The sequence below is a fragment of the Desulfocurvus thunnarius genome, from assembly GCF_055390965.1.
Genome location: NZ_AP042411.1, coordinates 660,696 through 683,043 on the forward strand (window position 1 = coordinate 660,696; position 22,348 = coordinate 683,043).

Sequence of the window (22,348 nt, forward strand, 5' to 3'; positions counted from 1 at the left end):
GTTCCCCCGGCGGCCACAAGCGCCCGGCGGTTGCCAAGCTGCCCGGAATTCTTTAAGCCATGGCTTGAACTCATCGCCAAACAAGACGAACCTTTCCCGGGGGGGTGCGCAATGCGTTTTCTCATCGTCGATGACGACTTCGACAGCCGTCGCCTGATGCAGAAAATCCTTTATCCGTTCGGATATTGCGATGTCGCCGTGGACGGGGAGGAGGCCGTGGAGGCCTTTCGCAGCTCCCTGAAAAACCAGGAGCCCTACGATCTCGTCTGCCTGGACATCATCATGCCCAACATGGACGGCCAGCAGGCCCTGCGCGAAATCCGCGAAATCGAGACCGAAATGGGCGTGCCCGAGGCCAGGCGCGTCAAGGCCGTGATGATCTCGGCCCTGGACGACACCAAGGAACTGCACGACGCGTTCTTCCTGGGCGAGGCCACCTCGTATCTGGTCAAGCCCATCCGCAAGAAGACCCTGCTCAACGAGATCCGCAACCTGGGCCTGCCCCTGGAGGAGACGGACTAGGCGCGCCGCGCCGCCCGTCGCCGCGGGGCTCTGCGCCCCGGGAGGTTCGTCCGTGCTTGCTCCCGGTGGCCGAAAGGTATAAGTGCGGCCACTTGCGCCGGAGCGCGGGCCGCACCGCCCGTCCGTTTCCGGCCAGCACCAGTCGCAAACACCACCCGCCCCCGCCGCGCGGGGCGCAAGGAGGACGCCGTGATTCCCAAGGATCTGCTCTACGCCAAGTCCCACGAGTGGGCGCTCATCGAGGGCGACGTGGCCACCGTCGGCATCACCCAGTTCGCCCAGGAGCAACTCGGCGACCTGACCTACGTCGAACTGCCCGAGGTCGGCGACACCTTCGAGGCCGGAAACGAGATGGGCACCGTGGAGTCCGTCAAGGCCGCCAGCGAAATCTACGCCCCCGTGTCCGGCGAGGTCATCGAGGTCAACGCCGCTCTGGCCGACGCCCCCGAGACCGTGAACCAGGACCCCTACGGCGAAGGCTGGCTGCTGAAGTTCAAGATTTCCTCCGACCCCGAGAACCTGCTTTCCGCCGACGAGTACGAAGAGCTGGTGGCCCAGGACGCCCACTAACCCACAGGAGCAAGGCCCCATGCCCTACGTTCCCCATACCGAGGAACAGACGCGCGCCATGCTCGCGGCCATCGGCGTCGCGTCCATGGACGATCTGTTCGCGGATATTCCCCGCCATCTGCGGCCCAAAAGCTTCAACCTGCCCGCCGGGCTCTCCGAAATGGAAGTCATGGCGCGCATGGAGCGCCTGGCCGCCAAGAACAGAACCGATCTGGTCAGCTTCCTCGGGGCGGGCTTCTACGACCACCACATCCCGGCGGCCGTGGACGCCCTGTCCAGCAGGGGCGAGTTCTACACCGCCTACACGCCCTACCAGCCCGAGGCCTCACAGGGCACGCTCCAGGCCATCTTCGAGTATCAGACGGCCATGTGCCGTCTGCTGGACATGGACGTGGCCAACGCCTCGGTCTACGACGGGGGCTCGGCGCTGTTCGAGGCCATGATGATGGGCGTGCGCGCCACCAAGCGCACCCGGCTGGTGGTCAGCCAGACCCTCTCGCCCATCTACCGCATCATGCTCGACTCCTACACGTCGAACCTGAACCTGGAACTGGTCACCGTGCCGCACAAAAACGGGGCCACGGACATGGCGGGCATGATGGACGCCGTGGACCAGACCACCGCCGCCGTGGTCGTCCAGAACCCGGATTTCTTCGGCAACGTGGGCGACTACGCCGAGCTGTTCGACCACGCCCGGGCCGTGAAGGCCGTGGGCGTCATGGCCGTGTATCCGCTGATGCAGGCCGTGCTCAAAACCCCCGGAGCCATGGGCGCGGACATCGCCGTGGCCGAGGGCCAGAGCCTGGGCCAGCCGCTGTCCTTCGGCGGGCCGTACCTGGGCGTCATGGCCTGCACGACCAAGATGGTCCGCCAGATGCCCGGGCGCATCGTGGGCCGCACGGTGGACACCCAGGGCCGCACCGGCTACGTGCTGACCCTGCAGGCCCGCGAGCAGCACATCCGCCGCCAGAAAGCCACGTCCAACATCTGCTCCAACCAGGCCCTGTGCGCCCTGCGCGCACTGATCCACGTGAGCCTGCTGGGCCCCGGCGGCCTGGAGCAGACCGCCCTGCGCTGCATGGAGCTGGCCCACTACGCCGAAGAACGCCTGACGGCCATCCCCGGCGTCTCGCGCCTGGGCGACGCGCCCTTCTGCAACGAGTTCGCCGTGCGCCTGCCCGTGCCGGCCATCGAGGTGGTGGACCAGTTGACCGAGCGCGGCTTCGTGCCCGGCTTCCCCCTGGGGCGCTACTACCCCGGGCTGGAAAACTGCCTGCTGGTCGCCTGCACCGAAAAGCACACCCGCGAGGACATCGGCGTCATGGCCGAAATGCTGGGAGGACTGTTGCGATGAAGACCCTGTTCGAGCAATCCATCCCCTGCCGCCAGGGCGCCTGCGCCGGGCTGACCGCGGCCAAGGCCACGGATTTCCTGCCCGCCGGGCTCGTGCGCTCCTCCCGGGCCCGCCTGCCCGAGCTGGGCGAGCTGGACGTGGTGCGCCACTTCACGCGGCTTTCGCGGCGCAACTTCGGGGTGGACGGCAACTTCTACCCCCTGGGGTCGTGCACCATGAAGTACAACCCCAAGTTCACCGAGCAGGTGGCCGCCCTGCCGGGCTTCACCCGCCTGCACCCGCTCATGGCCCAGCTTCGCGGCGCCGGGCACCACACCCAGGGCGCCCTCGAGGTCATGTACCACATGGAGGCCCTGCTGTGCGAAATCACCGGCATGGCGGGCTACACCCTGCACCCCATGGCCGGAGCCCACGGCGAACTGACCGGGGCCATGATCATCGCCGCCTACCACAAGGCCAAGGGCAACAGGAAGACCAAGGTCATCTGCCCCGACTCCGCCCACGGCACCAACCCGGCCTCGGCGGCCCTGGCGGGCTTCGAGGTCGTGTCCATCGAGTCGCGCGACGGCATGGTCGACCCCGAGGCCCTGCGCGCGGCGCTGACCGACGACGTGGCCGCCGTGATGATGACCTGCCCGAACACCCTGGGCCTGTTCGAGCGCAACCTGCCGGAAATCGTGAACATGATTCACGATGTCGACGCCCTGCTCTACTACGACGGCGCCAACCTGAACGCCGTCATGGGCAAGATGCGCGTGGGCGACGCGGGCTTCGACGTGGTGCACCTGAACCTGCACAAGACCTTCGCCACGCCCCACGGCGGCGGCGGCCCGGGCTCCGGCCCGGTGGGCGTGTGCGACAAGCTGGTACCCTTCCTGCCCGTGTCGCGGGTGAAAAAGCTGGACGACAACCGCTTCGTCCTCGACTACGACCACCCGCAGTCCATCGGCTACATGGCGCCGTTCTACGGCAACTTCGGCGTGGTGCTCAAGGCGTACGCCTACATCCTGCGCCTGGGCCGCGAGGGGCTGACGCGGGCCACGGAAAACGCTGTGCTCGCCGCCAACTACCTGCGCAAGCGCCTGGAAGGCGTGCTGGACATCCCCCACGACCGCATCTGCATGCACGAGTTCGTGGCCAGCGCCGTGGGCGAGGGCCTGAACGGCGTGCGCGCGCTGGACATCGCCAAGGCCCTGCTGGACAGGGGCTACCATGCGCCGACCATCTACTTCCCGCTCATCGTCAAGGAATGCCTGATGTTCGAGCCCACGGAAACCGAGAGCAAGGACACCCTGGACGCCTTCGTGGACGATCTCATCGCCATCGTCCAGCAGGCCGGGGCCGACCCCGAGGCCGTGAAGGCCGCCCCGGTGACCCTGCCCGTGACGCGCTTGGACGAAACCCGCGCCGCGCGCGAAATGGTGCTGACCGATGACTGCGACTGCGGCTGAGCGCCGCGTGCGTTTCGACCTCGTGGTTCTGGGCGGCGGGCCCGGGGGCGTGGACTGCGCCCTGGAAGCCGCCGCCCTGGGCCTGTCCACGGCGCTGGTGGAGCGCGCGGAGCTGGGCGGCACCTGCCTGAACCGCGGCTGCATCCCCACCAAGCTGTTCCTGGGCGCCACGGACTGCGTGCATGAAATGCACGCCCAGGCCCGGCTGCGCCTGCTCGAAGGCGAGATCCGCGTGGACCTGGAAGCCCTGCAAAAGCGCAAGGGCCAAATGCTGGCGGGCAGCCGCAAGGCCATCGAAAAGCAGCTTGCCGACGCCGGGGTGACCCTGCTGCGCGGCCAGGGCACGCTGCGTTCGGCCAGCGAGCTCGAAGTGGCCACGGACCAGGGCCCCGTGGCCGTGGAATTCGGGCGGCTGGTGGTGGCCACCGGCTCGCGGCCCACGGCCTTTGCGGGCATGGAGCCCGACGGCGCCTGCGTGCTGGACTCCGACGCCATTCTCGAAGTGACCAAGGCTCCGGCCTCGCTGCTCATCGTGGGCGGCGGGGTCATCGGCCTGGAACTGGGCCGCTTCTTCGCCCGCCTGGGCACGGCCATCACCGTGGTCGAGGCCATGGACCGCCTGGCGCCCTGGGAAGACCCCGAGGTGTCGGCCGCCATCGCCGGGCTGTGCAAGCGCGAAAAATGGGCCCTGCACCTGGGCAGCCGCGTGAAAAGCCTGCGCACGGCGGACGGCGCGGCCCTGCTGGAGCTGGAATCCGGCCAGACCCTGGGCGCGGAGCTGGCCCTGGTGGCCACCGGACGCGGGCCCAACACGACGGGCATCGGCCTGGAAACCGCCGGAGTGCGTCTGGGCCGGGGCAATTTCGCCGAGGTGGACGCCTTCCTGCTGGCCGCACCCACGGTGGCCGTCGTCGGCGACGCCAACGGCAAGGCCATGCTGGCCCACGCCGCCTCGCACCAGGGCCGCTACGCCGCCCGGCACGCGGCGGCCCATGCGGCGGGCCGCGACTGCGCCCCCTACGCCCCCGGGCCCATGCCCTGGTGCATCTACGGCGCGCCGGAAACCGTGCGCGTGGGGCGCATGGCCGCCGAACTGCTGGCCCAGGGCCTGGAGCCCCGGGTGAGCGCGGCCCAACTCGCCGCCAACCCCATCGCCCAGAGCCACGCCAGCGCCCAGGGCTTCGTCAAAATCGTCTGGCTGGACGGGCGCGTGGTCGGCGTGACCGCCGTGGGCCATGGCGTGGCCCATCTGGTCACCGCCGCGACCCTCATGGTCCGCGACGGCTGGACCCGCGAGGACGCCCAGGCGCTCATCTGGGCCCACCCGACCCTGGACGAGGCCCTGCTCCACGCCTTGACCGCCGAGCCCGCCCCGGCCAAAGGCTAGCCAGGAGCCGACACGCCATGTTCCCCGGAGTTCCCGAATCCCCGACACCCGGCATGCCGGGCATGCCGGGCATGCAAGACACGCCCGGCGCACCGGGCGTTTTCGAGGCCGCCCGGCCCCTGGTGCTGGCCTCGGGGTCGCCGCGCCGCAGCGAGATGCTCGCGGGCCTGGGGCTGCGCTTCGAGGTGCTGCCCTGCCCGGAGCCCGAGCCCGTGCCCCTGCCGGGAGAAACCGCCGAGGTCTACGCCCTGCGCGCCTCGCGGGCCAAGGCCGTGGCCGTGGCCGCCCTGCGTCCCGACGCCGTGGTCCTGGGGGCGGACACCGTGGTGGTCCTGGGCGAGGAAATCATGGGCAAGCCCGCCGACCCCGACGAAGCCATGCTCATGCTCACCCGGCTGGTGGGCGCCACGCACCGGGTGGTCTCGGGCTGCGTGCTCGTCCAACCCGGCGGCGGGGTCACGGAATTCGCGGTATCCACCGAAGTGACCATGGGCCCGCAGCCCCTGGGCGCCATCATGGCCTACGTGGCCACGGGCGAACCCATGGACAAGGCCGGAGCCTACGCCATCCAGGGCCGGGGCGGCTTCCTGGTCGAGCGCATCCACGGTTCGTACACCAACGTGGTCGGCCTGCCCCTGGCGGAAACCGTGGACGCCCTGCTGGCCTGCGGCGCCGTGGCGCCCGCGCCCCTTTAGCCCGGGCCCAGGCCGCTCCATCCGGCCATTCGCGGGAGGACGCATGCCCCCCGACATCACCCTCTGCTCTGATCCCCGCTCCGGACCGGGCTGCGGACCGGGCTCCGACCTCGACCCCGCCCTGGCGGCCTGGAGTTACACGGCCGACGCGGGGCGGTGTCTGCTGATCCTGCCCGACGGCTGCCGGGATTTCATCGTGCGCCGAAGCCCCGGCGGCGCGCCGCGCCTGGAAATTTCCCCGGTCATGTCCGCCCCGCAGCGGGTGGCCGTCGCCCCGGGGGACGCCTTCCTGGGCGTCCGGCTGCAACCCGGCGCGCGGATCAGGCCCGGCGCCCTTGACGGCGCCCCCGTGCCGGACAGCCCGGAGGAACTGGCGGCCCTGGCCCGGGGGGCCGCCTGGCTCCCGCCAGGCAACGCCGAGATACTCGCCGCCCTGGCGGCGGCGCCCTGCCCCGCCCGCGCCGCGCGGTGCCTGGGCGTCAGCCTGCGGACCCTGCAACGCCACACCCTGGCCGCCACGGGCCACCCTCCGGACTTCTGGCGCCGCCTGGCCCGGGCGCGCAGGGCGGCACGCGCCATCCTGCGCGGCGTGCCCCTGCCCGAGGCGGCCTGCGCGGGCGGTTACGCCGACCAGGCACACATGACCCGCGACCTGGGCCGCTGGTTCGCCATGACCCCCGGCGCCCTGGCCGCAGCCCGCACCCGGAAGGACCACCCGGCCCGCCACCTGTGCGACCCCGGCTACGACGCGCCGTGGACCGGGGAGCAGATCTCCACCAGATAGCCGTCGGCATCAAGGACGTACGCCGTGGTCTGGCCCCAAGGCTCCGCCCGGACCTCCTGGACCACCCGCGCCCCGGCCGTCCGCGCCCGTTCCAGGGCGGCGGGCACGTCGTCCGTCTCGAAAGCGACCTCGAAGACCGGGGCCTCGGGCTCGGGGCGCCCGGGCGTCTTGCCCAGCGCCGTCATCAGCCGCAGGGAGGAAAAGGACAAGGTGGTCGCCCCCGTGTCCAGCTCGCCGTAATCGCCGGATTCGTGAATCATCCGCCGCGCAAGGCCGAAGGCCCGCTCGTAGAACGCGATGCTCGCGGCCACGTCCTCGACGAATAAAATGGTGTACTTGAGCCGCATGGCTGCCTCCTTGGGGATGTGCTGTACCTGATGCGCCGCCTTGTAGCACGCCTGCGGAGCCCGGTCTTGAACAATCGCGACACACGGCGGCGGACGGCGCACGCCCGCACCCGAGGCCCGTGCTTTTCCCTTTCTAAGCGCCGCGAAAACGCGTACCGTCCAAGGTATGCTGTGATACGAATCGGCCCCGCGCCCGCCGGGCGCGGAGCAGGAGCCAAACCCCGCAACAGGCAGGTGGAAGATGAGTACCGAACGGCTGTACAAAACGATCTACGGCATCGCCAAGGTCATCAACTCGACGCTCAACCCGTCGAAGGTCCTGGCGGGCATCGCCGAGCAGGCCACCCGGGCCATGGACGCCAAGGGCTGCTTCATTCGCGTGCTGGACCGCAGCGGCAAGATACTCTTGCCAGACGCCTCCTACGGCCTGTCCGAACGCTATGCGGCCAAGGGCCCGGTGGAAGTGGAAAAGAGCCTGCTGGACCAGGACGTGCTCCAGGGGCGCATCGTGACCATCGACGACGTGCGCTCGGACCCGCGCTTCCAGTATGGCGCCCAGGCCGCCGAGGAAGGCCTCGTCTCGCTGGTGGTCGTGCCGCTGACGGCACGCGGCGGCGCGGTGATCGGCGTGCTGCGCATCTACTCGGGCGCGCCGCGCACCTTCACCGCCGACGAGCTGGATTTCCTGACCTGCATCGCCAACCTCTCGGGCATCGCCCTGGAGAACGCGCGCATGTACCACGCCCTCAAGCGCACCTCGGAGCTGGCCAACGCTTACGTCTACCAGACGTTCGAGGACTAACCCCCGGCCCTGTGCCACGGAGGCCCCATGAGCAAAGTCAGAGTAGGCATCAACGGCTTCGGCCGCATCGGCCGCCAGGTCGTCAAGACCATCTGGAAATACCATCGCGACGCCATCGAGGTCGTTGCCGTCAACGACCTGTTCGACGTGAAGACCAACGCGCAGCTCCTGCGCCGCGACACGACCTACGGCGCCTTCCCGGCCGAGGTGACCGTGGACGGCGACACCATCCATATCGGCGGCGAATGGTCCATCCGCAGCTTCGCCGAGCGCGACCCGCGCAACATCCCCTGGGCCGAGAGGAAGGTGGACGTGGTGGTCGAGTCCACGGGCATCTTCCGCACCGGGCCGACCGCCGCGCAGCACCTGGAGTCCGGCGCCAAACGCGTGATCATTTCCGCCCCGGCCAAGGAGGAGGACATCACCGTGGTGCTGGGCGTCAACGCCCACCTGTACGATCCGGCCAGGCACCGCATCGTGTCCAACGCCTCGTGTACGACCAACTGCCTGGCTCCGGCGGTGAAAGTCATCCACGAGGCCTTCGGCATCGAAAAGGGTGTGATGACCACCGTGCACTCCTACACCAACGACCAGCGCATCCTGGACCTGCCGCACAAGGACCTGCGCCGGGCGCGGGCCGCGGCGTGCAACATGATCCCCACCAGCACCGGCGCGGCCAAGGCCGTGGCCCTGGTACTGCCCGAGATGAAGGGCCTCATCGACGGCTACTCCGTGCGCGTGCCCACGCCCACGGTGTCGCTGGTGGATTTCGTGGCCGTACTCAAGAAGCCCACCGACACCGAGGAATTGCGCGCCACCCTGCGCCGGGCCGCCGAAGGCCCGCTCAAGGGCATCCTGGCCTACTCCACCGAACCGCTGGTCTCCTCCGACCTCATCGGCGACCCGCACTCGGGCATCGTGGACGACGGATTCACCCTGGTTCAGGGCGGCACCCTGGCCAAGACCTACGTGTGGTACGACAACGAGTGGGGCTACTCCTGCCGCATCGCGGACCTCATCGCCCTGATGGCCGAAAAGGGCATCTAGCCGGAACCGGCCAACCGGCACAGACAGGGGCCCGGGCGGCGCGCGCCGCCCGGGCCCTTGCCTTTTGGCCCTCCGGCGCCTAGGCTGGGCCCGCTCCGCAAACCGGCCCGGCCGCCGCAAGCCGCCGCAAGCCGCCATAAACTGAGGACACGCCATGACCGCACCCGCCGCCAGCGCCACGGACCGCATCGCCACCGCCATCGCCACCCTGGGCCCCGTGGGTCACCTGCCCAAGGGGCCGGGAACCTGGGGTTCCGCCGCCGCCGTCCTGCTGGCGCCCTTCCTGTTCCTGCCCTTCTCGCCCGGGGGGCGCGCGGGCATCCTGGCGGGGCTCTTCGTGCTGGGGGCCTGGGCCGCCGGGCGGGCCGAGGCCGCCCTGGGCCGCAAGGACCCGGGCTGTGTGGTCATCGACGAGGTGCTCGGCCAGTGGCTGACCTTTCTGCCCTTTGCCATGCTGCCCGTGTGGCAGGTCTTTGCCGGGCTGCTCTTTTTCCGCCTGTTCGACATTGCCAAGCCCTTCCCCATCCGCCGCGCCGAAACCTGGCTGCCCGGAGGCTGGGGCGTGATGCTCGACGACGCCATTGCGGGGCTCTACGCGGCCTGCGCCCTGTGGCTGGCCCGCTGGGGCTACGTGGCCTTCGTGGCCGGGCACTCGGGCCGGGGCATGATGTAGCGGCCTGCCGCGCCGCGCACCGGCCTGGAAAACGCCTGCGGGCAACGGCCGGTCGCAACGGGCCCGGCTCCGCCCCGGCCCACGACCCCGGCCGGGGTCTCGCGCTCCCCCCGTCCTCTCGCGCCGCGAGGTGCCCCCTGCCGGGTTCCATTCTCCCCGCGCCACCGCGCGCACCCTCCGCGCGGCGCCCCGGCCCATACCGCCCGCCTTTCCCGCGCGGGGTGCGTCGATCCTCCGGGCCGGGCCAGTGAGGTCGGGGTGCCCGGCGCCGAAAATGTTCCCCCCCATGCTCCCGGGTGCACAGGGACCTTTTCGCCGCAGGGAAAGACCCCGCCCGCCCTCTCTCACCGCCCGGGCAACCCCTCCCGCAGACGACAAAAAAAAGCGCCGCGCGGTTGCCCGCGCGGCGCCGGATCTCACAGGGAGCGGTAAGGCTTACTTGAAGACCTTGAACTCGTCGCGACGGTTCTTGGCCCAGGCGGCCTCGCCGGTGCCCTCGACAGCGGGCTTCTCTTCGCCGAAGGAGACGATCTTCAGGCGGGAGGAAGGCACGCCGAGAACGACCAGGTACTCGTAAGCGGCGCGGGCGCGGCGCTCGCCGAGGGCCAGGTTGTACTCTTCGGTGCCGCGCTCGTCGCAGTGGCCTTCAACAAGCATCTTCCAGTCGGCGTACTTCTTCAGGATGTCGGCCTTGGACTTGAGCACGTCCTTGCTCTCGTCCTTGAGGTCGAACTTGTCGAAGTCGAAGTAGATCTTGTTGGCGGTCAGGGCGTCGAAAGCCTTCTGGGCCTCGGCGTCCAGGGCCGAGCTGTCGACCATGGCGGGCTCGGCGGGCTCGGGGGTGGAGAAGGACAGCGGCTGCTCGGCCGCGTCTTTCTGGGTCTTGGCACAACCGGAAACCACGAACATCATGGCCAGAACCATGGCCATCCCGATCAAAAACCTCGTACGCATTGTTTCCTCCTCACAAAAAACCGTTCAAAGGATGTAAAAATTACGCCGCCCCTTTCGATCACGAACGCCGGAGACACCGGCGGTTCCAACCAGCCCAACACACTACTCCGCCCGAAGCAGGAAATCAATAGGACGCCAAACCTTTTTTCTGCCTACTCCCGCAAGGCATTTTTCATGATCTACTCGATCCTGAGCCCGAAGGCGGGATGCGTTGCCGCGCCCTTGCCCGTTTCGAGCATCCGGGGCTCGTCGCCGTGGCGGGTGGTCAGGTAGAGCTTGTAACTGCCGCTGCGGTTGGAGGAGAAGGCCACGAAGTAGCCGTCGGGAGAAAAAGTCGGCTCCTCGTCGTTGCCGGGCCCGAAGGTGAGCTGACGCTCGCGCATGGCCTGGATGTCGGAAATAAAGATGCGGTGGCCTTCGGGCGTGCGCCGGGAATAGACCACAAGGCGCCCGTCGGGCGAGATGCTCGGGCTGGTGTTGTATTTGCCCTCGTAGGTCACGCGCTCCTCGCGGCCGGTTTGCAGGTCCTTGACGAAGATCTGCGGGTTGCCCTGGCGGTCGGAGGTGAAGGCCATGAGGCGGCCTTCGGCGTCGAAGCTCGGCGACACGTCGATGGCCCAGTGGGAGACCAGGGTGTCGCTCACGCGCGTCAGGTCGCGGGTCATCTTGAAGATGTCCATGTTGCCCCGGGTCATGGCCACGGCCAGGGAACCGTCGGGCAGGAAGTCCATGCCGCCGATGGTCGTTCCGGGGATCTTGGTCTCGAAGATGCGGTTGGCCTGCGAGTCCCACACGGCCAGGGTGTGCTGCCAGACGCTGTGGTGGGAAAAGGCGAGGTAGCGGCCGTCCACGGACCACGCCGGGCTGCTGCTGGTGCCGCCGAGGAAGGACACCTGGCGCATGTCGCGGCCCTGGGGGGTCATGACCCAGATTTCTCGCTTCTGGCCCTCGCGGCGCGAGAAGGCCAGCCGCGAGCGGAAGAACTCGCCGCGCCCGGTAAGGGCCTCCATGAAATGGGAACAGAACAGGTCGGCCACGCGGACGAGCCCGTCGGCGTCCACGCGCAGGTAGGCCTTGCCGAGCACGAGACGGCCCGAGGAAGCCTCGTACACGCGGCATTCCAGGCGCGAGCCGTCTACCCCGGGCTGCCAGCCCGTGGTCATGATCAGATCGACCTTGGAGAGCTGGAAGCGACGCATGTCGAGGTCGTCGCGGGTCACGCCGGGCATGCGCGTGCCGCCGAGGATTTCGGAATCGGCCACCAGGTGCAGGAAGGGCAGGAAGCCCAGGTTTTCGCGCACCAGGGTCGCGAAGCGCGCGGCCTCCTGGGGCACGGCCGGGGCCGGGGCCAGGGGCAGGGGCTCGGCAAAGGCCATGTTCACCCGGCTTTGGCCGGGGCCGAAGATGTCGATGGACAGGGCCGCCCCCCGGGCCGGAGCCGGGGCGCCCGCCATGGCGGCGGCAAACAGCAGAACGAGAGTTGCAACAGCGCGTCGCAGCATGGTTATCGCATATCCTGAAGGTTGAAGTTGATGCGCATTTCACGGACGCTCCCGGGCGGCGGAGGCAGTTGCTCCGTCTCCTGCACGGCCTTGAGCACCGATTCGTCGAAATCCGGGCGCCCCGAGCGCGCGGCCAGCACGGCCTCGGTGATGCGGCCCTGCTCGTCCACGCGCATGAACACGCTGGCGATGAGCGACTGCTTGACCGGAATGTTCGGGAAGCGCCAGTTGCTCTTGATGATTTCCTTGACCCGCGCGGCGTAGATGGCCTCCAGGCCCATGGGCACGCCGTCGTCGTCCTCGCCGCCCGCCCCGGGGCCCTCGGCGGGGTTGTCGGTCATGGCGGCGTCCTGCTCGGCGACCAGCTTGGCGATGTCGGCCAGGGCGTTCTTTTCCAGGGCCTTGCGGTCGTTGGCTTCGGCCTTGGCCTTGGCCTGGGCTTCGCGCTTGGCGTCGGCCAGGGCTTCGGCGAGCATCTGCTCCTTGGTTTTTTCCGGCGGCTTGGGCTTGGGCTCGGGCTTCTTTTCCACGGGCTTGGGCTTGGCCGGGGCCTCCTCGGCCTTGGGCTTGGGCTCCTCGGCCTTGGCGGCGATGGGCTTGGCCTCGGGCTTGGGCTCGGGGGCCGGAGCGGGCTTGGGCGCCGCGGGCGGGGTCACGTCCACGGTCTTCTTCTGCGCCGCCGGGGCCGGGGCGGCCTTGGCGGGCGCGCCCTTGAGCGGTTTCAGGTTCACCAGGTCCACCTGATAGACCGGCACGCCCAGGTCGATGTGCATGGAACTGGGCGCGGACAGGAACATGCCCGAGGCCAGGACCGCGCCATGCAGCAGCAGGGAGAGTATCCAGGAGAATATCGGTCGCATCGCAACAGGACGCACATCGCCCCGGGGGGCGGGCGCAGCTATTTCTTGCCGCCGCGGGCGGGGGCGGGTGCGTCGGCGGGGTCGGCGACCACGCCCATCTGGTCGATGCCTGCGGACTTGATTTCACCCATGACCGCGACCACGACACCATAAGGCACCTCGCGGTCGGCGCGCAGGTAGAGGAACTTGCGCTCCGCCGCGACCAGCCGCTTCAGGTGCCCTTCCAGCTCGCCCGCGGGCACGGCGTATTCGTCGAGATACACGCTGCCGTCGCGCCGCACGGTGAGCACCATGTGGTCCTTGTCCTGAGGCAGGGTGCTGACGGTCTTGGTCTGGGGCAGCTCGACCTCCAGGCCCTGGGTCATCAGCGGCGCGGTGACCATGAAGATGATGAGCAGCACGAGCATCACGTCCACGAAGGGCGTGACGTTGATCTCGGCCATGAATCCGTTTCTGCCGGAACTCATACCCATGGCGGAACTCCTTGCGGGCTACTCGCCCTTGACCGGGGCGGACATCTCGCGCTGGACGGTGTTCATGAAGGCCCCGGCGAAACCGTTGAGTTCGGTTTCGATGCCCGAGAGCATGCCCAGGAAGGAGTTGTAGGCGATGGACGCGGGGATGGCCACGGCCAGACCCACGGCGGTGGCGATGAGCGCCTCGGAAATGCCCGGGGCCACGGCGGCCAGGGCGGCGGTCTTCATGTTCGCTATGGAGTGGAAGGAATGCATGATGCCCCAGACCGTGCCGAACAGGCCGATGAACGGGGCGGAGCTGCCGCAGGTGGCCAAAAAGGCCAGGGAGCGGGTCAGCTCCTTCATCTGCGCGCCCACGCCCTGGCGCAGGGCGCGGTCGAGGTTGCCCATGACCACCTTCATGGACGCGGTGTGCAGCAGGCCGGACTGGTCCAGACGGCGCAGCTCGTTCACGGCCATGGTGCCCGCGCGGTACAGCGGCGAGCTGCGGTGCGAGGCCAGCACGCGCATGCCCTCGTCCAGGGTCCGCGCGCCCTGGAAGGCCAGCAGGTCCTGGGCGGCGGTCTTGCGCGCGGCCGACAGGGCGAAGAACTTGTACAGGATCATGCTCCAGCTCGTCACGGACATGAGCACCAGCACACCGAGCACGAATTTCACGGTCAGGGTGGCTCCGGCCAGCAGGGCCATCACACCCATCTGAGGCATCGTTTCCATGGTCGTTCAACCCCTTGGGTCATGCCGCCCGAAGGCGGCCCGGGTTCGAGACAGTCCACTCCCGCGCGGCGGCGGTTCCCGCCCGCATCACGGGGGGCATATCAGCATTTTGCAAGTTCATAAAGCAGGGGCAGCACCCTTTCGGCGGGGGCGTCCAGGCGGAGGTCCGACAACTCCGCGTAGGCCGTGGGCCCGAGGTTGACCTCCAGGATCGTCCCGCCCGCGCGCTTCACGCGCCAGGGGATGGCGCTGGCCGGGGCCACGTCGCCCGAAGTGCCCACTATCAGGACCAGGTCGGCTCCGTCCAGTAGCTCTTGAGCCCCGTCCACGGCCCGCTCCGGGATGGCCTCGCCGAAAAAGACCACCTCGGGGCGCACCAGCCCGCCGCAGGGGCAGGTTACGGGCAGGTCGGCGCGGGTCAGTTCGTGGTAGCTCGCGTGGTCGTGCGGCAGGCCGCAGCGGTGGCAGCGCCACGCGCCCGCGCTGCCGTGGAACTCCACCACCCGCCGCGAGCCCGCGCGCTGATGCAGGCCGTCGATGTTCTGGGTCACCACTCCGGCCAGCAGGCCGTCGGCCTCCAGGGCCGCCAGGGCCCTGTGGGCCGGGTTGGGTTCGGCGCGGTGGAACAGGCGCACGGCGTCGAGCAAAAATTCCCACACGCCCACGGGGTTGGCCGCCAGCGCCTGCACCGAGGCCACGGCCATGGGGTCGAAGCGCGACCACAGCCCGCCGGGGCTGCGAAAGTCCGGGATGCCGCTGGGCACGGAAATACCCGCGCCGGTGAAGGCCACGGCCCGGCGCGCCGCCCGCAGCAGCGCCGCCGCCCGCCCGCACTGTGTGCGCCAGGGTTCGCTCATGGGCGCCCGCCTCAGCGGACCATGATCCGTTGGATGATGGCCCGCGAGTTGGCCTCGGCCCGCAGAAGCTCCTCCGCCGACAGCCCGGCCCCCAGGCCGACCGCCCGGCGCCGCTCGGCGGACACGAGGTCGCCCGGCTCGTGGGCGTCGTTGTTGATGACCAGGGCCGCGCCGTGGGCCCGGGCCAGGGCCGCCACGTGGCCGTTGGTCAGGCTGTGGCCCTTGCGGGTGGTGATTTCCAGGGCCACGCCGCGCTCGGCGGCCAGGGCCGCCTCCTCGGGGGTGATCAGCCCCGGGTGGGCCAGCACGTCCACCCCGGCCTCGATGGCCGCGAGGTTCGTGCCGCGCTCCACGGGCTCCACGGGCGTTTCGCCGTGCACGACCACGATCTGCGCGCCCAGTTCGCGGGCCCGGGCCGCGAGCGGCGCGATGAGCGCCGGGGGCACGTGCGTCAGCTCCACCCCGCAGAACAGGTCGATGCCCGCATAGGGCGAGTACAGATCGGTGACGCGGCGCACGCCGGAAATCACGGTCTCGATGTTGGAGTGGTCGGCATGGTCGGTCATGGCCAGGGCCGCGTAGCCCGCCACCCGGGCCCGCCGGGCCAACTCCGCCGGAATGAGCACGCCGTCGGAAAATGTCGTGTGCGTGTGCAGGTCGATCATGAAAAGGCTGTCCCCCCGTTCCGGCGGCGCCGGGCGCTACATCTTGTACTTGCTGTCCTTGCCGGAAAATTTCTCCAGCAGATCGTTCCACTTGGAGGCTTCCTCGGTCTTGAGCACGGGGCTGGCCCCGGCGGCGGAGGCCTCCGCGTCGCGGGCCACGTCGTCGAGCACGGCCCGGGCCACGAAGATGGGACACTTGGCGCGCAGGGCCAGGGCCACGGCGTCCGAGGGCCGGGCGTCCAGACGGCGCAGGGTGCCGCCCTGGTCCAGCTCCACCTCGGCGTAATAGGTCCCGGCCTCCAGCCGGGTGACCTCCACCCGCGTCACCGTGGCGCCCAGAAGCCCGGTCAGGCTGACCAGCAGGTCGTGGGTCATGGGCCGGGGCAGGGACACGTTGTTCAGCACCAGCGAAATGGCCATGGCCTCCATGGCCCCGATCCAGATGGGCAGGGTCACCTCCTCGCCCATGTCCTTGAGCACCAGGACAGGCACGTTGGAGGCCTCGTCCAAGGCCAGGCCGTACACCTTCATTTCTACCATGGCTCACCCACCGCCTCTCCCCGCAGGGAATGCTTCTTGGCCTGCACTATCGCCACGTCCAGGAGCTGCCCGGGCCGCCCGCCGGGGCCGCCCAGGGGCACGTTGACCACGCGCCCGCCTTCGTCGCGCCCGCGCCAGGCCACGGGGCCCCGGCCGTCCTGGCGCCTGCTTTCGGCCTCCAGCAGCACCACGGCCCGCGCGCCCACCCGGGCGGCCAGGGCCCGGGCCGTCAACTCCTCCTGAAGGGCCTGGAGCCGTGCCAGACGGTCCAGCATCTCGCCCCGGGGGACCTTGGGCGCCATGTCCACCGAGCGCGTGCCCGGGCGGTCGGAGTAGGCGAAGGAGAAGCTCGACTCGTAGCCCACGGCGCGCATGGCCTCCAGGGTCTGCCGGAAGTCGTCCTCGGTTTCGCCCGGAAAGCCGACCATGAGGTCGGTGGTCAGGGCGATGTCCGGCCGGGCCGCGCGCAGGGCCGCCACGAGGTCCAGGTAGCGGCGCATGTCGTAGCGGCGGCCCATGCTGGCAAGTATCCTATCGGAACCGGCCTGAAGGGGCAAATGCAGCGCGGGGCAGAGCTGCGGCAAGGTGCCGAAGGCTTCGATGACCTCCGGGGCCAGGTCCTTGGGGTGCGAGGTGGTGAAACGCACGCGGGTCACGCCGTCCACGGCGCAGACATGGCGCAGCAGCGCCGCGAAGCCCGTGCCGTCGCCGTGGCGGTCCAGCCCGTAGCTGTTGACGTTCTGCCCGAGCAGGGTCACCTCGCGCACGCCGCGTTCGGCCAGGGCGCGGACCTCGGCCAGAACCTCGGGCGCCGGGCGCGACTTCTGGCGCCCGCGCACATAGGGCACGATGCAGTAGGCGCAAAAATTGTCGCAGCCCTGCATGATGCTGACGAATGCCTGCCCGGGACGGGCCAGGGTCTGGCCGTCGGGCTGCTCTGCGGCGGCGGCCCCGCCCTCTGGGCCGGGGGAGTCCGGTGCGCCCGGCGCGGGCAGATGCAGCGCCCGGGGCAGGAACGCGGACTCGAAATCCAGCAGGGCCAGGGGTCCGGCCTCGACGCCGGAGGCCAGATCGTCCAGGGCCCGGGGCACGCGCGCGGTCTGGTCCGTGCCGAACACCAGGCGCACCTGGGGGAAGCGCTCGAAGAACCCGCGCCCCACCTGCTGGGCCACGCAGCCGCCCACGGCCAGAAAGCGCCCGGGCACGTCGGCGCCCAGGCCCGCGAGGCGCCCCAGCAGGCTGTAGACCTTGCGCTCGGGCTTCTCGCGCACCGAGCAGGTGTTGACCACGACCACCCGGGCGCGGTCCTCGGGGGCGCGGGTCCAGCCGTGGGCCGTCAGGGCCCGGCCCAGCCAGTCCGAATCGTGCACGTTCATCTGGCAGCCGAAGGTCAGGATATGAAATGTCTTGTTTTCCAGGGTCATGGGCTCATTTCGGCGCCCGGGGCACCGGCTGACAGCCCGTTCCAGACGGCGATCCGCCGTGTCAGCGAAAAAAACCAGGCCGGTTCCGTCTGCGCAACACACCGCGTATCCTGGATTTTTCCGCTTTCCTGCTTCTCGTCGTTTTGAACGGTCTGCGGATTTTTATTTTTCAACTGTCCGCCAGCCAGCCGCGCAGCCAGATCAGCGCGCGGCGGCGGGTTTCGTCCTTGGGGATGTCGTCGTTGGTTATGGCCAGTTCGGCGCGCGGGTTTTCCTCGAAGGGCACGTCCACGCCCACCACCTCGCCCAGGTCCGGGAACTCGCGCCCCGTCTCCCGGCGCTCCAACGCCTTGGCGTACAGCCCGGCCATGACCAGCCCCTCGGGCCGTTTGGCCTCGCGAGCCATGGCCGTTTCCAGGCGGCAGCGCACGTGGATCTCGGCGAAGCGCGGGATGAGCGAGCGGGCATATTCCCGGAACGCCGTGCGATACGCCGCGCCGTCCATAAGCACCCCACGCCCGGCGGCGACCAGGGCGGCGGCCTCCTCGGCGAACAGGCGGTAGGCCTGCTCGCGCTCGGCGGCGGTGTATTGCGGGTTCGGAAAGTAGGCCTTGCGCCGGGCGTCCATTTGCAGCAGCGCCACGTCGCGGCCCTCTTCGGCCAGGGCCCGGGCCAACCCGCGCGCCAGGGCCGACTTGCCCGACCCCGGCAGCCCCACGACCCACACGGCCCAACCCGGCCCGGCGGCCTTGCCGGTTCCGTCGCCTTCCGTGGCCCCGGCGGGAGTCATCGCAGGTAGTGGTTGAAGTCCGCGTAGTCGAATTTGCCGTCCTCCAGCACGTTTTCCACGAAGCGCAGCAGCGCGGCGCGCACCTCGGGCGTGTGGCGTGGGTACCACTGCGGCGAGGCGATCACAAGCCCCCGGAACACGAAGAACGGCGCCACGACCTCCAGGGCTTCCCGGTCGCCCGTGCGCTCCAGCCACTCGCGCCACAGCGCCAGGTACAGTTCGAGGAAGGCGCCCTCCAGCCGGGGCCGCCCGCCCAGCAGGCCGAACAGCGCGTAGTTCAGGGCCATGGTCGCCACGTCGCCCGCAGGCTCGCCCCACACGCCCCGGCTGCGGTCCAGCACGCGGAACTCGAAGCGGCCCGTGGCCTCGCGGGTCACCAGCACGTTCCAGGGGTGGAAGTCGCCATGGACCTCGGCCAGACGGTGCGTGTAGCCGCGCAGCTTCCAGCGCCAGTCGATGAGCCGCTTTTCCAGCGCCTTGAAACGCTCGGGCGGGAAGGCGTCGTAAGGGTGCGGGTAGCCGTCCACGATACCGAAGATGCACTCGCAGTCGCCGATGAGGTTGCGCACGTGGCGGATGTAGCGGTCGGGCTCGTCGGTCCGGGTGGCATGCACCCGCGCCAGCCAGCGCCCGAACTCGCGCGCCAGCTCCAGGTCGTGCTCCGTGAGCCCTTCCTTGCGGATGCGCTCCAGTTCCAGGAAATAGTCCGACCCCGGGAGCATCTCGTTGACGATGAAGAACTCGCGGGCGGCGCGCACGGGCACCAGCCGCCCCGAGCCGTCCACATAGCCCATGCCCAGGGGCCGGACGTGGCGCTCCATGCGCGCGCCGGTCTCGAACTGGAAGATGGCCACCCGGGCGCGGTCCCAGTAATCCTGGTGGCCGTAACGGTCACCGCGCATGAGCGAAAGGACGGCCTCGCCGACCTTGCCGCCGCGCTCCCAGCGCACACGCACCGGGCGGCCGTAGCCGAAGTCCTTGATGCCCTGCTCGTCCAGGGAGCCCACGGCGCCCATGGCCGTGACGCGCACCGTGCCGCCCAGGGCCTCGCCCAGGTAGCGTTCCACGCTCTCGCGCTTGAGTTCGACCATCGCCAGCCTCCTTGTGCCGTGGGCACGAATGCGGCGCCGGGGCTCCCGGTGCTTCGGGCGTCAGCGCGCCGGAGCCGGGCCGAAGTGACGTTCGTACACCGCCCAGAATTCGTCCCGGGTGAAGGTATGCTCCTGGGTGCCCAGGTTCTCCACGGCCCATTTGGCGCACACGGCGCCCAGGCGCGCGGCCTCGGGCAGGGCCAGCCCCAGGGCCAGGCCCTTGAGCAGCCCGGCGCGGAAGGCGTCGCCCGCGCCCGTGGGGTCGGCCACGCGGGCCACGCTCACGGCGGGCACCTCGACAACCGTGCCGTCCGCCGCGTGGATGCGCGAGCCCTTCTCGCCCAGGGTGGTGATGACGTTGGCGGTCAGGCCCAGCAGGTCGGCCAGGGACCGGCCCGTGGCCTTCATGATCAGCTCCAGCTCGTAGTCGTTGGACACCAGGGCCAGGGCCCCGTCGATGCAGCCGAGCATGGCCTCGCCGGACAGGGCCGTGATGTTCTGCCCGGGATCGAAAATGTAGGGGATGCCCTTTTGCTTGTAGAGCGCGGGCAGGGCGACCATGTCTTCGAGGTTGCCCGGGGAGACGATGGCCAGGGCGCGGGCCGGGTCCACCCCGGCGGCGTCGAAGCCGCAGCGCGTGCCCATGGCCCCGGGGTTGAAGCAGGTGATCTGGTTGTCGGCCATGTCGGTGGTGATGTGGCAGTTGGCCGTCAGTTCATCGGCCACGCGGCACACGGCCGAGAGGTCCAGCCCCAGGGCGGTCAGGCGCTCCTGGTAGCGGTCGAAGTCCTTGCCGGCGGCGGAGAGGATGCGCGGGCGCTCGCCCAGCAGGGCCAGGTTGTAGGCGATGTTGCCCGCCGTGCCGCCGAAGCGCTCGGTCAGCCCGTTGCCCACGAAACAGACGTTGAGGATATGGATCTTGTCGGCCAGGATATGGTCGCCGAATTTGCCGGGGAAGCTCATGATGAAGTCGAAGGCCAGGGAGCCGGAGACGAGAAGCTGCATGGGCGTAAGGACTCCTTTTCGGGTTTCAGGCCGTCATGAACGGCCGGGTCTGTTCGTGAATCCAATCCAGGAACGGGGCGCTGCCGCCCGCCGCGGGCAGGGCCACGATGCAGGGCACGTCGTAGGGATGAACCTCGCGCACGGTGCGCGTCAAGGCCTCCAGGCGATCGGCCCAGGTCTTGGCGATGAAGGCCGTCTCGGCCTCGTCGTGAATGGCGCCCTGCCAGGAATAGATGGAGCGGATGGGCCCCAGGATGTTGACGCAGGCGGCCAGCCGCCGCTCCACCAGCAGGCGGCCGATGCGCGCGGCCTCGTCGGCGCCGGGCGCGGTCATGTACACGATGCGGGCGTCGCCGTCCGTACTCGCCATCCTTGCCTCCGGCCCGGCTAGGGGCAGACCGGCCTTGCGCCCGCCGGGAGGGTGAAAAGATATTCGACGATGAGGGCCTTCTCCTGCGGGTCCACCTGAGCCCCGCGCAGCATCATGTGCGTCACGGCCATGTCCCAGGCGTCCTTGCCCTTGGCGCGCAGGCTCCGGCACAGGCGCACCGTGTCGTGGCAGCGCGTGCAGCGGGTCATGACCAGGGTCTGCCCGTCGTGGGCCTCGGCGGGCGGGGCGGCCTCGGGCGCCGGGCACACCGGCGGGCTGCCCGGGGCCAGGGCCGCCAGCCAGTCCACCAGGATGCGCTTTTCGTCCACGCCCAGTCGCGCGCCGCCACGGTGCATTTCGTTCACCGTCCAGTCCCAGCCGGGGCGGTCCATCCGGCCGAGCCTGGCGCAGACCGGCTCGGGCCCGTGGCAGACGGTGCAACGCTCCTGGAACAGCTCCGGCCCGGCCGGCACCGGCCCGCCCTGGGCCAGGGCCAGCCCCAGGGGCAGCGCCAGAACGGCCAGCCCCGTCAACAGGGCGCCCCTCGCGCGCCGGATACGGTCTGCCAGCGGCATGATACCTGCTCCTTTCGCGCCAAGCGCGGCGCAAGGCAGACGGTATCAGCACCGGCGGCAAAAGCAAACCGCTTTCGCCCGCCGGGCCAGTGGCCGCGCCGCGCGCCAAAGGGGTTGACCTCGGGGCGCCAACGGAGTTAGGCGGTTGGGGATTTGCCCCGGTTCCGTCACCGCCGCACCCTTCACCCAAACGGAGACACCATGCCCCTGCACGTCGTGGACCACCCGCTGGTTCGGCACAAGCTCGGCCTGCTGCGCCAGGACGGCCTGTCCACCAAGGACTTCCGCCAGCTCGCCAACGAGATCGCCCGCCTGCTGACCTACGAGGCCACCAAGGACCTGAAGACCGAGAAGAAAACCGTCAAAGGCTGGGCGGGCGACGTGGTGGTGGACAACATCGAGGGCAAGACCCTGACGGTGGTGCCCATCCTGCGCGCGGGCCTGGGCATGCTCGACGGCGTGCTGGACATGGTGCCCGGCGCCAAGACCAGCGTGGTCGGCTTCTACCGCAACGAGGAAACCCTGAAGCCCGTGCAGTACTACGTGAAGCTGGCCAACCAGATCGACAAGCGCATGGCGCTGATCCTGGACCCCATGCTCGCCACGGGCGGCACGCTCATCGCCACCATCGACCTGCTCAAGCAGGCCGGGTGCAAGTCCATCCGGGGCCTGTTCCTGGTGGCGGCGCCCGAGGGCCTGCGCCGCCTGGAGGACGCCCACCCCGACGTGGACGTGTACACCGCCGCAGTGGACGAGCGGCTGAACGACGTGGGCTACATCCTGCCGGGCCTGGGCGACGCGGGAGACAAGATTTTCGGCACCAAGTAGACCAAGGCGGGGCCTGCCCCGCCTTTTTTTGAACCACAAGCCCCACAACCTTCTGCAAGGAGAGG

General features: G+C 69.7%; 26 protein-coding genes. 11 read left to right on the top strand and 15 right to left on the bottom strand.

Translation table 11 applies throughout. The features are described 5' to 3' along the window. The first annotated feature begins 111 nt into the window (after window positions 1-111). From ACZ5KV_RS02950 to ACZ5KV_RS02980, 7 genes are all read left to right on the top strand, one after another. Window positions 112-522 carry a response regulator gene (locus ACZ5KV_RS02950; RefSeq protein WP_464240849.1) on the top strand — a complete coding sequence of 137 codons (411 nt, stop codon included), beginning with the start codon at window positions 112-114 and terminating at the stop codon, window positions 520-522. A 189-nt stretch (window positions 523-711) separates the two neighbouring features. Then, the gene (gene gcvH, locus ACZ5KV_RS02955; RefSeq protein WP_464240850.1) at window positions 712-1,092 is read left to right on the top strand and encodes a glycine cleavage system protein GcvH; all 381 of its coding nucleotides are present in this window, start codon (window positions 712-714) and stop codon (window positions 1,090-1,092) included. A 19-nt stretch (window positions 1,093-1,111) separates the two neighbouring features. Then, window positions 1,112-2,446, top strand: a complete 1,335-nt coding sequence (gene gcvPA, locus ACZ5KV_RS02960) for an aminomethyl-transferring glycine dehydrogenase subunit GcvPA (protein ID WP_464240851.1) — start codon at window positions 1,112-1,114, stop codon at window positions 2,444-2,446. Continuing rightward, window positions 2,443-3,897, top strand: a complete 1,455-nt coding sequence (gcvPB, locus tag ACZ5KV_RS02965; protein ID WP_464240852.1) for an aminomethyl-transferring glycine dehydrogenase subunit GcvPB — start codon at window positions 2,443-2,445, stop codon at window positions 3,895-3,897. Before gcvPA ends, gcvPB begins: the two co-directional genes overlap by 4 nt. 7 nt (window positions 3,898-3,904) lie before the next feature. Further along, on the top strand, window positions 3,905-5,284 hold the full coding sequence (locus ACZ5KV_RS02970) for a dihydrolipoyl dehydrogenase family protein (protein WP_464240853.1): 1,380 nt from the start codon (window positions 3,905-3,907) through the stop codon (window positions 5,282-5,284). 71 nt (window positions 5,285-5,355) lie between these two features. Beyond that, window positions 5,356-5,979 carry a Maf family protein gene (locus ACZ5KV_RS02975; RefSeq protein ID WP_464240854.1) on the top strand — a complete coding sequence of 208 codons (624 nt, stop codon included), beginning with the start codon at window positions 5,356-5,358 and terminating at the stop codon, window positions 5,977-5,979. Window positions 5,980-6,022: 43 nt separating this feature from the next. Beyond that, window positions 6,023-6,763, top strand: coding sequence for a helix-turn-helix domain-containing protein (locus ACZ5KV_RS02980; RefSeq protein WP_464240855.1), 741 nt, complete (start codon window positions 6,023-6,025; stop codon window positions 6,761-6,763). Here the strand turns inward: ACZ5KV_RS02980 and ACZ5KV_RS02985 are convergent. After that, the gene (locus tag ACZ5KV_RS02985; protein ID WP_464240856.1) at window positions 6,721-7,110 is read right to left on the bottom strand and encodes a VOC family protein; all 390 of its coding nucleotides are present in this window, start codon (window positions 7,108-7,110) and stop codon (window positions 6,721-6,723) included. The two genes, ACZ5KV_RS02980 and ACZ5KV_RS02985, sit on opposite strands and share 43 nt — an antisense overlap. Before the next feature lie 241 nt (window positions 7,111-7,351). Between ACZ5KV_RS02985 and ACZ5KV_RS02990 the strand changes: the two genes are divergently transcribed. The 3 genes from ACZ5KV_RS02990 to ACZ5KV_RS03000 all read left to right on the top strand — a co-directional run bounded on the left by ACZ5KV_RS02990 (window position 7,352) and on the right by ACZ5KV_RS03000 (window position 9,632). Beyond that, on the top strand, window positions 7,352-7,912 hold the full coding sequence (locus ACZ5KV_RS02990) for a GAF domain-containing protein (RefSeq protein ID WP_464240857.1): 561 nt from the start codon (window positions 7,352-7,354) through the stop codon (window positions 7,910-7,912). 27 nt (window positions 7,913-7,939) lie between these two features. Then, the gene (gap, locus tag ACZ5KV_RS02995) at window positions 7,940-8,959 is read left to right on the top strand and encodes a type I glyceraldehyde-3-phosphate dehydrogenase (protein ID WP_464240858.1); all 1,020 of its coding nucleotides are present in this window, start codon (window positions 7,940-7,942) and stop codon (window positions 8,957-8,959) included. Window positions 8,960-9,113: 154 nt separating this feature from the next. Continuing rightward, window positions 9,114-9,632 (top strand): phosphatidylglycerophosphatase A family protein, encoded by a 519-nt coding sequence (locus ACZ5KV_RS03000; RefSeq protein ID WP_464240859.1) that lies wholly within the window; start codon window positions 9,114-9,116, stop codon window positions 9,630-9,632. Window positions 9,633-10,067: 435 nt separating this feature from the next. On the opposite strand, the gene pal is transcribed toward ACZ5KV_RS03000, so the two are convergent. The 14 genes from pal to ACZ5KV_RS03070 form a co-directional block, all read right to left on the bottom strand. After that, window positions 10,068-10,586 (bottom strand): peptidoglycan-associated lipoprotein Pal, encoded by a 519-nt coding sequence (gene pal, locus ACZ5KV_RS03005; RefSeq protein ID WP_464240860.1) that lies wholly within the window; start codon window positions 10,584-10,586, stop codon window positions 10,068-10,070. A gap of 179 nt (window positions 10,587-10,765) precedes the next feature. Further along, on the bottom strand, window positions 10,766-12,088 hold the full coding sequence (locus ACZ5KV_RS03010; RefSeq protein WP_464240861.1) for a translocation protein TolB: 1,323 nt from the start codon (window positions 12,086-12,088) through the stop codon (window positions 10,766-10,768). A gap of 2 nt (window positions 12,089-12,090) precedes the next feature. Next, a complete protein-coding gene (gene tolA / locus ACZ5KV_RS03015; RefSeq protein ID WP_464240862.1) occupies window positions 12,091-12,948 on the bottom strand; it encodes a cell envelope integrity protein TolA in 858 nt (285 codons plus the stop codon). Between the two features lie 38 nt (window positions 12,949-12,986). Next, on the bottom strand, window positions 12,987-13,421 hold the full coding sequence (locus ACZ5KV_RS03020; RefSeq protein WP_464240863.1) for an ExbD/TolR family protein: 435 nt from the start codon (window positions 13,419-13,421) through the stop codon (window positions 12,987-12,989). Window positions 13,422-13,439: 18 nt separating this feature from the next. Beyond that, complete coding sequence (locus ACZ5KV_RS03025) at window positions 13,440-14,138, bottom strand: MotA/TolQ/ExbB proton channel family protein (RefSeq protein WP_464240864.1); 699 nt, start codon at window positions 14,136-14,138, stop codon at window positions 13,440-13,442. Between the two features lie 101 nt (window positions 14,139-14,239). Then, entirely contained in the window at window positions 14,240-14,995 is a 756-nt protein-coding gene (locus tag ACZ5KV_RS03030) for an SIR2 family NAD-dependent protein deacylase (protein WP_464240865.1), read from the bottom strand. 11 nt (window positions 14,996-15,006) lie between these two features. Next, window positions 15,007-15,660: a histidinol phosphate phosphatase domain-containing protein gene (locus ACZ5KV_RS03035; protein WP_464240866.1), complete on the bottom strand. Its 654-nt coding sequence runs from the start codon at window positions 15,658-15,660 to the stop codon at window positions 15,007-15,009. Window positions 15,661-15,696: 36 nt separating this feature from the next. Continuing rightward, on the bottom strand, window positions 15,697-16,200 hold the full coding sequence (locus tag ACZ5KV_RS03040) for a bifunctional nuclease family protein (RefSeq protein ID WP_464240867.1): 504 nt from the start codon (window positions 16,198-16,200) through the stop codon (window positions 15,697-15,699). Beyond that, window positions 16,194-17,624 (bottom strand): MiaB/RimO family radical SAM methylthiotransferase, encoded by a 1,431-nt coding sequence (locus tag ACZ5KV_RS03045; RefSeq protein WP_464240868.1) that lies wholly within the window; start codon window positions 17,622-17,624, stop codon window positions 16,194-16,196. The genes ACZ5KV_RS03040 and ACZ5KV_RS03045 overlap by 7 nt, the downstream gene beginning before the upstream one ends. A gap of 169 nt (window positions 17,625-17,793) precedes the next feature. After that, the gene (locus tag ACZ5KV_RS03050) at window positions 17,794-18,414 is read right to left on the bottom strand and encodes an adenylyl-sulfate kinase (RefSeq protein ID WP_464240869.1); all 621 of its coding nucleotides are present in this window, start codon (window positions 18,412-18,414) and stop codon (window positions 17,794-17,796) included. Then, a complete protein-coding gene (locus ACZ5KV_RS03055) occupies window positions 18,411-19,505 on the bottom strand; it encodes a phosphotransferase family protein (RefSeq protein ID WP_464240870.1) in 1,095 nt (364 codons plus the stop codon). Before ACZ5KV_RS03055 ends, ACZ5KV_RS03050 begins: the two co-directional genes overlap by 4 nt. A 60-nt stretch (window positions 19,506-19,565) precedes the next feature. Further along, a complete protein-coding gene (locus tag ACZ5KV_RS03060) occupies window positions 19,566-20,510 on the bottom strand; it encodes a carbohydrate kinase family protein (protein WP_464240871.1) in 945 nt (314 codons plus the stop codon). A 25-nt stretch (window positions 20,511-20,535) separates the two neighbouring features. Continuing rightward, complete coding sequence (gene cutA, locus ACZ5KV_RS03065) at window positions 20,536-20,880, bottom strand: divalent-cation tolerance protein CutA (protein WP_464240872.1); 345 nt, start codon at window positions 20,878-20,880, stop codon at window positions 20,536-20,538. A 17-nt stretch (window positions 20,881-20,897) separates the two neighbouring features. After that, on the bottom strand, window positions 20,898-21,455 hold the full coding sequence (locus ACZ5KV_RS03070; protein WP_464240873.1) for a hypothetical protein: 558 nt from the start codon (window positions 21,453-21,455) through the stop codon (window positions 20,898-20,900). A 201-nt stretch (window positions 21,456-21,656) separates the two neighbouring features. Between ACZ5KV_RS03070 and upp the strand changes: the two genes are divergently transcribed. Continuing rightward, window positions 21,657-22,283 (top strand): uracil phosphoribosyltransferase, encoded by a 627-nt coding sequence (gene upp / locus ACZ5KV_RS03075; protein ID WP_464240874.1) that lies wholly within the window; start codon window positions 21,657-21,659, stop codon window positions 22,281-22,283. Window positions 22,284-22,348 lie beyond the last annotated feature (65 nt).